At 42.0% G+C, this 12905-nt stretch carries 12 protein-coding genes; 1 reads left to right on the forward strand and 11 read right to left on the reverse strand.

Annotation, left to right across the window (positions count from 1 at the left end):
* Positions 1 to 3: 3 nt before the first annotated feature.
* The 11 genes from BMW86_RS02450 to BMW86_RS02505 all read right to left on the reverse strand — a co-directional run bounded on the left by BMW86_RS02450 (position 4) and on the right by BMW86_RS02505 (position 12053).
* On the reverse strand, positions 4 to 3420 hold the full coding sequence (locus BMW86_RS02450) for a TonB-dependent receptor (RefSeq protein WP_089778626.1): 3417 nt from the start codon (positions 3418 to 3420) through the stop codon (positions 4 to 6).
* 131 nt (positions 3421 to 3551) lie between these two features.
* Positions 3552 to 4655 carry a FecR family protein gene (locus BMW86_RS02455; RefSeq protein WP_089778628.1) on the reverse strand — a complete coding sequence of 368 codons (1104 nt, stop codon included), beginning with the start codon at positions 4653 to 4655 and terminating at the stop codon, positions 3552 to 3554.
* Positions 4656 to 4657: 2 nt separating this feature from the next.
* Positions 4658 to 5200, reverse strand: coding sequence for an RNA polymerase sigma factor (locus BMW86_RS02460; protein ID WP_089778630.1), 543 nt, complete (start codon positions 5198 to 5200; stop codon positions 4658 to 4660).
* A 268-nt stretch (positions 5201 to 5468) separates the two neighbouring features.
* Positions 5469 to 5672, reverse strand: coding sequence for a hypothetical protein (locus BMW86_RS02465; RefSeq protein ID WP_089778632.1), 204 nt, complete (start codon positions 5670 to 5672; stop codon positions 5469 to 5471).
* Positions 5669 to 6367 (reverse strand): LytR/AlgR family response regulator transcription factor, encoded by a 699-nt coding sequence (locus BMW86_RS02470; protein WP_089778633.1) that lies wholly within the window; start codon positions 6365 to 6367, stop codon positions 5669 to 5671. The genes BMW86_RS02465 and BMW86_RS02470 overlap by 4 nt, the downstream gene beginning before the upstream one ends.
* Positions 6364 to 7404, reverse strand: a complete 1041-nt coding sequence (locus BMW86_RS02475) for a sensor histidine kinase (RefSeq protein ID WP_089778635.1) — start codon at positions 7402 to 7404, stop codon at positions 6364 to 6366. Before BMW86_RS02475 ends, BMW86_RS02470 begins: the two co-directional genes overlap by 4 nt.
* Before the next feature lie 85 nt (positions 7405 to 7489).
* Entirely contained in the window at positions 7490 to 8104 is a 615-nt protein-coding gene (locus BMW86_RS02480; protein WP_089778637.1) for a hypothetical protein, read from the reverse strand.
* Positions 8104 to 8598, reverse strand: a complete 495-nt coding sequence (locus tag BMW86_RS02485; protein WP_089778639.1) for an RNA polymerase sigma factor — start codon at positions 8596 to 8598, stop codon at positions 8104 to 8106. The genes BMW86_RS02480 and BMW86_RS02485 overlap by 1 nt, the downstream gene beginning before the upstream one ends.
* Entirely contained in the window at positions 8591 to 9487 is an 897-nt protein-coding gene (locus BMW86_RS02490) for a TraB/GumN family protein (protein WP_089778642.1), read from the reverse strand. Before BMW86_RS02490 ends, BMW86_RS02485 begins: the two co-directional genes overlap by 8 nt.
* Positions 9488 to 9895: 408 nt before the next feature.
* Complete coding sequence (locus BMW86_RS02495) at positions 9896 to 10288, reverse strand: hypothetical protein (protein ID WP_089778644.1); 393 nt, start codon at positions 10286 to 10288, stop codon at positions 9896 to 9898.
* A 355-nt stretch (positions 10289 to 10643) separates the two neighbouring features.
* Positions 10644 to 12053 carry an RtcB family protein gene (locus BMW86_RS02505; RefSeq protein ID WP_089778648.1) on the reverse strand — a complete coding sequence of 470 codons (1410 nt, stop codon included), beginning with the start codon at positions 12051 to 12053 and terminating at the stop codon, positions 10644 to 10646.
* A 111-nt stretch (positions 12054 to 12164) separates the two neighbouring features.
* Between BMW86_RS02505 and BMW86_RS02510 the strand changes: the two genes are divergently transcribed.
* Positions 12165 to 12899 carry an SDR family NAD(P)-dependent oxidoreductase gene (locus BMW86_RS02510; protein ID WP_089778651.1) on the forward strand — a complete coding sequence of 245 codons (735 nt, stop codon included), beginning with the start codon at positions 12165 to 12167 and terminating at the stop codon, positions 12897 to 12899.
* Positions 12900 to 12905: the final 6 nt, after the last annotated feature.

The raw sequence follows: 12905 nt of genomic DNA on the forward strand, positions 1-12905 counted from the left end.
TGTTTAAAATTGAGCCCTCAGACCTACAGTCATTGTTTTGGCATAAGGATATTTCGCACCATTACCACCCAGTTCAGGGTCCCACAGCTTAAACTTGGAGAACGTCAGTAGATTGGTACCTGCTGCATATACTTCCAGATTGCTGATGCCCTTTCTCTTCATATCAGGCGTGATAAATGAATAACCAAGCGATACCTGTTTCAGTCGCATGAAACTACCGTCCTTCAACCACCAACTGCTGTTCACATAATTATTGTCTCCGCTGTTAGTGATTGTTAAACGTGGGTAATCCACATTCTGACTGGGGTTTTCTTTTGTCCATCTGCTGGTTGAGTTAGTCAGTACATTAGCAGGATACTGACCGATACCGGTGAATGGTACTACACCCACACCATTTGCAGCACCATCTGAAGACACAATATCAGCGCCATTTGCCATGATACCTACATCAGCTACTCCTGCAAAAACAGCGGAAAGAGAGATCTTTTTGTAGCCGAAATTAAATCCATAACCATAAGACCAGGTAGGGAAATACGACTTACCTAAGTAAGTCATATCGTTACTGTTTATCACACCATCTCCGTTCATATCTTCGTACTTGATATCTCCGGGGAATACGGTCCTTGTCTGCGTAGGACTTTTATCCACATCAGCCTGATCAACAAATAACCCTTTGCTTACATAACCCTTGTATTCACCAAAACGATGGCCTTCGGGTTGCTGATAAGCATAGAGATATTTGGGGTTATCCGCATAAACAATTTTATTCTTGGCATAGGTGATGTTACCAAACACACGCAGTGTGATATCTCTGCCTATACGCGTATCATACTCCAGACTGCCATCAATCCCCATGTTCTTCATCTCTCCCATATTGGCATAGATGTTTAATCCACTATAACCTGCAATAGAAGAAATAGACTGACGATTGATTAATATCGCTGTTCTTTTATCCCTGAAAGCATCTACTGTCAGACTTAATTTATTCCATAATCCTACTTCAAGACCTATATCGGTTTTAACAGATTTCTCCCATGTTAAATTCTGTGTACCGATAACAGTAGCAGATTTACCGCCATAAGCAACAGGAGAAGATCCGAAAGTAATCCCGCTTGCATCAGAGATATAAGTAAGATAGCCGAACCTGTCGCCACCCACATAACTTCCTATCTGGTCATTACCGGTAGTACCTACAGAACCTCTTATTTTAAGCAGACTTACCGTATGTGTTAACGGCGCAAAGAAGGCTTCTTTAGAGATCACCCAACCTGCAGATACGGCCGGGAAATATCCCCAGCGTTTCCCTTTCTCAAAGTTTTCTGATCCGGTAGCTCCTATGTTTAATTCTGCCAGGTATTTATCTTTAAAGGAATAAGTGACCCTGCCTGCCATACTTTGATTACGGTAAGGGATGGCTGTTTTCAAATCTCCGGCAGAACCTATTACCCTGTTACGCATAGTAGCTACTATTAACCCGCCGAAAGTATGATTCCCGAAAGCATGGTCATACGCAATATTGCCTTCCAGGTACATAATACGTTCTCCTGAGGAAGAAGTGCCATAGCCCAGGTAAGTGCTGCCGGTTCTGACACGTTCATATAGAAGATTTCCGGTAGCATCTCTTGAACCGGCATACCAGAGATCATTCAGTCCTGTTCTGCTGGTATTGAATTCGCCATAGGTATCAAAGGAAAATCTTCCCATCGCTGTTAATCCGGGAGTGATCATATCCAGTTTCTGGTTCAGTGTTAATACAGACTGCACAGAAGGTTTAAACTCTGTGCTGTACCCTGCATTCTGCACCAGGTTGAAAGGATTGGAACCACCATTATTCCTGGGACCTGCCCATAAATTACCTGGGTATTTAACCGGGAAGGAAATAGGATTTGTAGCATAGGCGGCGTACCAGATATTACCGGCAGAAGTACCCGGATACCGGCTATTCACCAGCATAGCAGCGATATTCATAGACAACACCGTTGTCTTCGTTACATTCAGATCAACATTCGTACGGAAATCATATCTTTTGAAATTAAGATTAGGATTATATCCGTCCAGATTTTTCACTTTATATTGTCCATCCTGGTTGTAAAAAGATGAGGATACATAATATCTCATGGATTCTCCCCCGCCGCTTACATTTATATTGGCGTTGGTCATGGGAGTAAGATCTTTATAGATAGTATTGATCCAGTTTACATCGGGGTAGAGATAAGGATCAAGACCACTGGCAGTTTTAGCGATTACCTCATCAGAGTAGGTAGCATCATTACCATCATTTGTTCTTGCCTCATTGTATAATTTCATATAGTTTACACCATTCAGCATCTTGGGTAATCTCGTTAAACCGTTCACCCCTGATTCCACTTTCGCAGAGATTTTAGGCTTTCCTGCCACCCCTCTTTTAGTGGTGATGATCAACACCCCATTAGCACCTTTGGCACCATATACAGCAGTAGCAGACGCATCTTTTAATAAAGAGATACTCTGTACATCTTCCGGATCTATATTATTAAAAGCACCACCATAAGTACTGTTCACATCATCGCGTTGTACACCATCTACAATGATCAGCGGAGAAGTACTACCGGTGAAGGTCCCAATACCACGGATGGTAAAATTAGGATTGTCATAACCTGGTTCACCACCACCGCTCTGCATGGAAATTACACCAGCTACTTTTCCCGCCAGTGCATTGGTCAGAGAACGTACAGGTGTTCTCATATCATCCATATTAACAGTAGACACGGAACCGGTAACCGTTACTTTCTTCTGACTACCAAATCCTACTACCACCACTTCATCGAGCTTATCTACTTTTGCACTTAAGGTTATCTTCAGTGTTTTCTGTTCCCGCACTTTTACTTCTTCCGGATTCATACCCATCATGGCTATCCTCAGAATATCATCGCTGGCAGCGGTGATAGAGAATACCCCCAGTTCATCTGTGATCACCCCTTTCGTTGTACCCTTAACTGATACCGTTACGCCGGGTAGCGGGTGTCCTTCCTCGTCCATTACCTGTCCTTTTACTATCCGGCCGTCCTGCTTTCCCTCTTTTACGGGTACGGTAGCAGCTTCTGGTGCTTTTTTATCAAGTACTATGCGGTTATTTTTCACCTCATAGCTGATGTTCCTGTCTTTGAACAGGAAGGTTAATACTTCCTGTAAGTGTACTTTGCTGAAGTTGACGTCAACTTTCTCTCCATCGTTTAATAACTGGTTGCTGTAAACAAGCGTGAAGCCTGTCTGCTTTTTAATTGACTGGAAAATCTGTAACAGGGAGATGTCGTGGCCTGTTACTGTAACCGTGGATTGAAGCGGAGTATCCTGCGCTTTTGCGATAAAGCCTAAGCCGAGCAGAAGGTATAGTATACCTCTTCGCATAGCCAGGTGGCAATGGCGTACACTTTTTCTCATTTTGGTTGATCATTTAAACGTTATACGATGGTGTAGCATTAAGCTATTAAAACTGCTTTTCAATATAACTACAACGTAACATGCAAAACGGGTGAATGCTTAAAATGATTTTTTTTCGGGAGAGAGATAAATTATTTAATGTACAGTTCATCACCAGATAACTGGTAAGTGATATGAGCTGTGGTTTGCAGATCGTTCAGGAAATCATTGAGTTTGTTCCTGTCCATCAGACCTGTAGTGGCTACGCCTGCAAATTTCTTTTCATCTAATATAATATGGATCCCGTAAAAGCGGGAGGCCAGCCCTACCAGTTCGGTTAAAGGCATGCTATGGAAGTAATAAACGCCATTCATCCAGGAGAGGACCTCTTCCTGGTCAAAGGGGTGGGTGGCGAATCCCCGGGCCGACCGGTAATCAGCTTTATAGCCGGGACGCAGGTCCTGACTCTCGCCATTGGCACTGCGGGCAATGACCCTGCCTTCAACCAGGGCGGTCTGTACATTGCCGGCTTCATAAGTATTGACATTAAAGGCTGTTCCCAGCACTTCTACCTTCGTAAGGGGTGTATGCACGATAAAAGGGTGATCAGCGTCTTTAGCGACCTTAAAATAGGCTTCTCCATCAATATATACGTCCCTGGATGAACCAGAGAAATGGAAAGGGAAGCGTAAACGGGTGGCAGCGTTCAGCCATACTTCGGTCCCATCGGACAAAACGAGCTTATAGTTCTTACCGGCGGGGACCAGCAGGGTATTTTGTACAGTATCTGCGGAAGTATACTTTAACGTGTTACCACTGGTACTCAAAGTAGTATTCCCAAGGGCGATAGTACCGGTAGTATCTAATGTAACGGATTGTCCGTTGCCGGTTAAGAGGCTTATCTGTGGTTTGCTGATCTTTTGCTGGGCTATCTGCGGTTTATTACTACTGCGTGGGAACAGGAAATAAGCTACTGCTATAAGTACAGCAGCAGCGGCCGCTACACTTTTCCAGGGGAACATCCGCTTTACGGGCTGCCGCTGTTTCAGCGCCTGTAAATCGGCCTGTGCATCTATCTTATTAAGGAATTCGTCTGTATTAAGGGAAATACTTTCTTTTTCCAGGGAAGACCATATTTCCCTGAAGGCGGCATCTTCTGCCAGCATTTTATGTACATAACTTTCCTCTGCTGCAGATAAGTCACCTGTCAGCTTTTGTATGTATAACCTTAAAGCCTGTTCATACTGATGTTCCAAGGTTAATGGTCTTTATTATTAAATGCGTGACGCAATACCTTCAATCCATTTTTGAGATGCGTTTTGAAGGAATTGATACTGATACCCATCTCATCTGCTGCTTCCTGGTACTTTTTGCCCTGCAAATATACCATTTGAATAGCTACTCTTTTTTGTCCGCCCATATCATTCAATGAGGCACGCAATTGTTTATAGTAATCAGGAATGGTATCTGTGTTAGTCGTGAAGGTATCTTCCTGCATATTCGAGAAGGTTTCCTGTTTTTCCAGGTATGCTTTCTGCTTCTTAATATAATTAAGACAGCGGTTCTTAACGGCTGTATGCAGGTATCCCTTTACATCTCCGTTAAAACCAAGATATAGTTTTTTATCCCATATGTCGAGGAAGAACGTTTGAACAATATCCTTTGCTTCCTGCTCATTGTGCAGAAACCAATATGCATTCAGACATAACAACTTGTAGTACTTCAAAAAGAAAGTATCATACGCGGATATATCTCCTGCCTTTAATCGCTCAACCAGTTCTGTATCTGGATTGTGATTCATGGAACAAGAATATCGTGATATATTATAATAAATTACAGGTACATCGGACCTTTGGTTGATTAGCTGCTTTGATTAATTTTGGCTTAGGTGAAATCAGTCCCCTATTGATTATCAAATTAATCATTAAAAATTAATTATTATAATTATTTTTTCAGGGACATTAAAATCTCATACGATTTACCCGGGAGGCAATACGATCCTGAAACAGGCAAATCGCCTGTTTCATAAATAAATTGGGGTTTTGAAAGATAGCAGGAATAGTGCTCCGTTATTTCCGGCGCGGCAGCTTAACAGTTGTATCCCGCACCAATGCCAGTGCGGGCGCGGAATCAGCGTTGCGTTGAAGATCACGGTCAATCCGTGTCTGCACCTGCGTATCCAGCCCTGTTGTTGTTTTGTTGTCTTTTTTCAGATAGGAAGCGGCAAACAGTACCACTCCTACGAATAACATGTGCAATAACGCTTCTTTCATAACTGCGTGTAGTACTTTAAAAAATTCTGCTCATAATTTGCTCCGATGATTACTTCTTCCCCGTTAATTGTGAGAATCCTGTTTTGTAACCCATCTATTTTACTAAGAGAAACAATGTACGATCGGTGTATACGTATAAAATGATTTGTAGGTAATTGTGCTAAGATATCATCCAGTGTAAGCCTGGTCGTTATAGGTTGTTGCCTTTTTAAATGAATCTTCAGGTAGTCATCCAATCCTTCGATAAAAAGAATATCCGATAATGCTATTTGTAACAGACTGTAACCGGAATGTACGACTAAATATCCTTCTAACCCAGTGTCCGCACTTTTCTGCAATAAATCGAACTGGTGTTTTGCCTTCATAGCCGCCTGTAAAAACCGGGGGTATTGAAACGGTTTTAGCAGATAATCAGCGGCTTTCATATTAAAACCTTCTACCGCATATTCGCTGTAAGCCGTTGTAAAAATTACCATCGCCTTCCTGGATAAAGACTGATAAAAGTCGATTCCCGAAATAGCCGGCATATGAATATCGAGAAACAGCAAATCTACTACATGTTTCTCCAGGTATTTAAGCGCTTCCGCTGTACTGGTAAATACCCGTTCCAGGCTAATCAGATCTGTTCTGCTACAATAACACTCAAGTACCTGTAATGCAGGTGGTTCATCATCTATTGCAATTGCCTTTATCATGTCAGATGCATTATTAAGTTCACTGAAAAATTAATATCATTGTCCACTATCTGTAATTCATGTCTGGAAGGATATAACAGCTGCAGGCGTTTTTTCGTATTCCCCACTCCTATCCCATCTCCATCCACAGGCGCTTTTGTCACCTTTTTATTAGCAACATATAAACTGAATATATTCTGTTTCAATTCTAGTTTAATCGTAATTACAGATGTCTTATCAGGATTTACCCCATACTTAAACGCGTTCTCTATAAAAGAGATGATAATCAGCGGAGCTATCATTTTATCTCCGGGAGCTACATCCACTTCATACATAATATCGACTGTCCTGCCCAGACGGGATTGTTGTAAAGCGATGTAATTATTGAGATAAGCCAGCTCCTTTCTCAGCAGCACTTCATGTTTATCTGCGTCTTTAATAATATACCGCATCAGCTCCGACAACTCAACGATGGCATCAGGCGCCCCATCGTCTTTAGCCAGGGCCAGGGAATAAATGCTATTCAGTGTATTGAATAAAAAGTGAGGATTGATCTGTGCTTTCAGATGGGAGAGTTCATCGTTATAACGGGCCGTTTCAGCCTGAAACCAGCGCTCTCTTACCCTCAGCAGGACTGAAGTGAGCATCACGATGATAAAGAGGAAAATATGATGCCGGATCTCCTGGGTGAAATGATTACCTCTTGGAGAGGGAGGCATCCCATCTACCAAACCAGTATGTATGGGCAGTGGGGGGCTGTTCCAGGGTATACGCCCTGTCAAAAGGGAAGGTAGTAAGCAGATGAGCAGCAATGCCGTAACAATGCAAAACGTATAGACGATGTATTTTTTCTTAAAATAAAATGCAGGGATGAACAGGTAATAGTTGAGATAAAAAACGGATAACATCAGGAAATTTCCTATAAAATCCCGGATGGTAGGACGTGACAGAAAGCCTATCTCTTCAGGTGGCCTTGGAGATAATAATAATGGTAATAAGAGGAACGCGATGCTCCCCAATACATGGTATCGTAAATATTTGCCCCCCTTTTTGAACATATGCCCCCGCAACTTCCGGCTTTTTCATTTTGAAAACAAACAAATGAGGCGAACAGTTCGTTTTTAGAGGCAAAACGCCGGACAATTACTTGTCCGGCTCATTAAATTCTGCAATCAGTAACTCCAGTTCCTGCATTCTCTTCCCAAATCTTTTATGCAGGTACCATACGTTCAAATAATAAAAGCATGTACCGGACAGCAGGATCGCACCCAGCAGCCAGTATAAAGGGATCTTCTGGCTGGCTATAAGAAATACAGTTAACATACCTGTAGCCCCTGTTGTAGAGATCCAGAGATATACCTGTAATGTCCATCTTGTCTTTTTATACAAAACTGTTACGTAATCCCTGATACCGGTCGCTTTTTGTAAAAAAGAAATCTGTAAGAGTCTTACAAACAAAAGCATACTGGCCATACAATATAACATCCCTGCTAAACATACCTGGGTATAAAGCTTTAGAAACTTAGCCAGTTTCGGAGTGTCAAAAAAGTATTTTGCGCCCCAGATATATATAAAGAAAACACCTATGCAAATAAGGCAAATCAGGATCTCTTTTCTAAATGAAGACAATAACCTGGATTTACTGGTAACCAAACGCGCATCAATCATGTCACTTACAGCTATTTCAGACAGGGGCTCATTTTCAAACCTGGCAGCAGCGCCTCTCAGCAGAGATTCAAAATCATTCTTCTGTTCCATTACTGTTGAATTTTAGCAGAGGTGATCAGATCTTTTTTCATTTTCTGTTTGATGCGGTTCAGCTTTACACCAACATTCCCTTCAGATTCCCCGGTAATTTCTGCGATTTCCCGGTAACTGATGCCTTCAATGTATAGCAGTATCAACGCCTTTTCTGCTTGTTTAAGGGACCGGATCATATCCCACAGCAGGCGTTCCTGTTCCGCACGTTCACTGTTATCATCTATATGTTGCATGGAAGCTACCACTTTGAAATGCTTATCCCTGGTGGCGGATTTACGGATATGCGTTAATGCGGTGTTAAGAGCTACCTGGTACATCCAGGTTGAGACTTTGCTCTGGAACTTAAACCGGGGAAAAGATAACCACAACTGTAACCAGATCTCCTGCAACAGGTCTTCTTTATCCTCTTTATACTCAGCATAGATATTGACAACTTTATAGATGATTCCCTGGTGTGGCATAGTGTGATCCAGAAATTCAGCTTTAGTCATTCTTCTCAAAATTAAAAGGGATGTTTTTCAGTGTATATCCTTTCTTTTCCAGTAATGCGATCACACCTGTTTTATCTCCCAGATGCATGGCACCCATGCAAAACAATACTGGCTCTTTACCCAGTAAAGGAGCGATCCTGTCTGCCATCACAACATTCCTTTTTACCAGCAGATACTCGTTAAAATTGGCATCTACCATCGCACCTTCGCTCAGGTCTTTCATTAAGTTTTCAATATCCTGTTTAGTATAGACGGCAGTCAGTTTGGCCAGACTTTCCTTTGGAGAAACATCTTTCAGAATGGCATCTTTTAACATTTGTACCTGTGCAGGAATGCTGATCGTATTCAGTGCGTCCATTTCCTCTTTCACGGTTTCCAATCCGCCTACTGAATCTTTCTTTGCGATAGCAGCCTTATACAGCTCCATATCTATAGACGGCGTTTTACCATCACCTCCTGCTATGATACTCCACAAAAGAATGGGTTTTATGGCATATGCCTTATCGCCCAGCATCTGCAATATGGGGGAAGAGGCCAGTAATGGTTTCAGCTTTGCCAGTGAAGGTGCATCCAGCAGTTTATCAATGAATTGTGTACTATCAGTGATGTACATAGCATTCATCATTTCAGCAGCATCAATATGACCAAAATCCAGTTCAAAGAATACCTTTTTTACTTTATCAAGAATGGCGAAAGGAGCGGCAGGTAAACGGTATACGGATGTATCGTACATATGAATAGTCCCATACAAATAGGCAGGATGCGTCATCCCTTTACCAGAGATCTCCCACAGGAGCCCTTTTTTCTGCTGGGCAAAGGAAGTAGCAAAACCAGTTATAATAAGAGCTATACAGATAACAATGGTTTTGAGACAGATATATGTTTTCATGTTGAAAGTGTTTATTCATTAGTATTCCTACCTGCCCGAAACTTACACTTATTTTAAGAATTTATTTTAAAAAGGCCAGCCTTATAAGATCAATGTCTTATATACCATTCCGTATATACTGCCGGTACTCTCTCCCTGCTAAAAGATGTAATTACAACAGATATAAGCCCTATATAAGCCCCCTCTAAATAAGGTCGGCTTGTATAGGGCTTGTAGAGGACTATGAGGGGGCTTATATAGGGCTTATACCCCTGGGAGAGTTGAATATCAATATCTTATGACTACCTATTACTATACACTTGCAATATACCAGACCTGTTTTTCAGCAAATTAAGTATATACAAAAAACAACATCATTCCTTTTAGGAACAAGATTTTAACAAAGAGAGAAGGAAAGGGGGCTAATAATTAATCACAGGAAGTGATTATTTTATAATCCTGGTAAGTTTTACCTGCACCGTATTCTGCATAGATAATGGCAGAAGTAGAAGTACCTGCGGGGATATACGTTTGTGTAAGACCAATATGTGTTTCGTATTGTGCACCATCGGTAGTTGTAATGAGAATCTTCATATTCACCAGTTTGGCTCCTTTACTCACATCATAATTTTTTGAAGAGGTATTCTTTACATCCAGTGCAACGAATATACTATGCGCACTCACATAGTCGATAAAATCGGTTTGCGTTAATGTAATGTTGTCTGCAAAACAAGATCCTGGTACCGGGGATGTATCATCCTTTTTACAGGCAATTAATAACGTGAGGGCAAATACGCTATACAGGATAAATCTTGCTGGCATTTCTGATTTTAAGTTTGGCAATCGACAATTAGTATTTTCGAATTACCTAATATTAAAAATTATGCCAATAATGGCCAGAACTGTTTAGTAGGTTGAGTATCAGCACTCACAAAATTATCAGGTTTTGGGGAAAGTGTTGTCTTTAATAGCTATCAGAAAGATATATTTAAATATCTTAAAGTATCCGGCTACGTTATATAACATTTGAATTGAATACGTATATCTACGCATGAAAATACGCGTTACTACTCTTTCCTGTTCTATGGATGCGTTGTAATTTGCACACTCAATGGACAGGGATTTCATTTTCACAGGTTTCACTTCCACAAGAGTGGAACCTGTAAAATGAAATATTTTAATCCTCTTTACTTCCGTCATCTGCCATTCTCACGATACGTGGCTGAAACTTCGCTACTATATCTACCAGATCTTTCTGTGCACCCATTACCATATTGATGTCTTTGTATGCCATTGGCGCTTCATCCAGTCCGGCCCCTATCAGCGTCACTTTATTTTCTTTCAGTATCGCAGACATCTCCTGTTTTGTGATGTTGTTGATAGCTTTAGTACGGCTCATCTGTCTACCCGCACCATGAGATGCCGAATTAATCGCATTTTCAAGCCCTTTTCCGCGCACTAAGAACCCCGGTGCTGTCATAGACCCCGGAATGATCCCCATCACCCCTTTTCCGGCCGGAGTAGCCCCTTTTCTATGTACGATCACCTCTTCTCCTCCCCATTTCTCTTTCCAGGCAAAATTATGGTGGTTTTCCACTTTTGCCAGCAGTGCTCCACCAATGGCTTTTGCCAGTTTCTGGTGGATGATATCATGACAGGCAGAAGCGTAATCCCCGGCCAGGTTCATGGCCAGCCAGTATTCCTGTCCGACTTCGGAGTTCATATCCAGGTAAGCCAGGTTCACAGCATGCTGTGGCAGTTTACAGATATCCTTTGCGATCCTTGTATAATGCCCGGCAATCTGCGCTCCCATACCACGTGAACCGGAATGTGTCAATAACGCTACATAACTTCCCTTATCGATATTTAACACTTCATCACGTTCAGAGAACTCCACTACCCCCCATTCCACAAAGTGGTTACCACCCCCGGAAGTACCGAGTTGTGAATAGGCTTTATCTTTCAGCTGACTGATGAACTGCGTCATATTGAATGTATCATTATCCAGTACTGCATGCTGGGCACGTTCATCCTTTAAATACCCATGACCTGCACCAAACTTTGTATGGGCGATCAGCTCACGTTTGTATTTATCATGGTTTTCATCGAAATGTGTTGCCGGAATATCGAAGATCGATAATGCCATACGACAACCGATATCTACACCTACACCATAAGGAATCACCGCGTTATGCGTAGCCAGTACCCCACCTATCGGTAAACCATATCCCTGATGTGCATCCGGCATTAAGGCACCGGCCTTTGAAACAGGTAATGCCATAGCAACTCCCATCTGCGTTTTTGCACCTTCATCAATATTATCAGCTCCATAGATGGCGAACTTCTCAGGCTGCTCTTTCAATACAATTATATCGGATACTTTTCTATCTTCCAGGATCATATCACGCAACTCATTCAGTTCACCATCGTACTCATCGTCCAGCACAGCCGTCAACATTGATAATACAACATCAACATCCATATCCTGCAATAACTGTTCTGCTACTGACAACGCCTTCCCCAATATCTTTCCTTCTGTGTATCCTGCAGACATTAAATCCTTTGCTGTTATTTTGTTCGTTTTCATGTTACAAATGTAATATCCATGTGCGCAGCTTTCCTGCGCAGATAAAAAAGATGATAAAGAATGTGATGCAGGTCACGTAATCAGCTTCTGAATATTTGCGTGCTTTGGCATATGAAAAAGCAAACAATTATTGTTACCGGAGCATCTTCCGGAATAGGCAAGGAAATAGCCAGATATTTTCTTCAACAGGGAGACAACGTTGTGATAAATGCTGCTACTCCGGATAAATTACTGCAGGCATTTAATGATCTGGGCGCAGGTGATAACCTGGCAATGCTGGCAGGGAATGTAAGTGATAAGAAAACAGGGGAGCAACTGGTATCGCTGGCGCTTGAAAGATTCGGTACTGTAGACGTGCTGGTCAATAACGCTGGTATCTTTGAAACAAAGCCATTCCTGGAAGTGGATAACGCTTATCTTGATCGTTTCTTAACTACCAACCTGAAGGGGACATTCTTTACTACACAGGCGGTTATTCCGCAAATGCTGAAACAGCATGATGGAGTGGTGATTAACATCGGTACGCCACTGGTAAACAAGGGCATTGGCGGTGTACCTGCTACTGCGCCTATTTCCAGTAAAGGAGCGATTCATGCGCTGACAATTCAGCTGGCTGCTGAATTCGGCAGGGATAATATCCGGGTGAATACAGTTGCCCCGGGGACAATACGCACGCCAATGCATGGAGATAGTGTGGATGATAGTGCCGGTTTACATTTAATCAACAGAGTGGGTGAAGCGGAAGAAGTGGCTAAGATGGTGTATACAGTAGCCAAGAGTAATTTTATCACCGGGGCTATTATCAATGTAGATGGTGGTATGGCCGCTGGCTATAATCTGAATTAAGTATTT

The sequence above is a fragment of the Chitinophaga sp. YR573 genome (assembly GCF_900110995.1).
Classification (GTDB): Bacteria; Bacteroidota; Bacteroidia; order Chitinophagales; family Chitinophagaceae; genus Chitinophaga.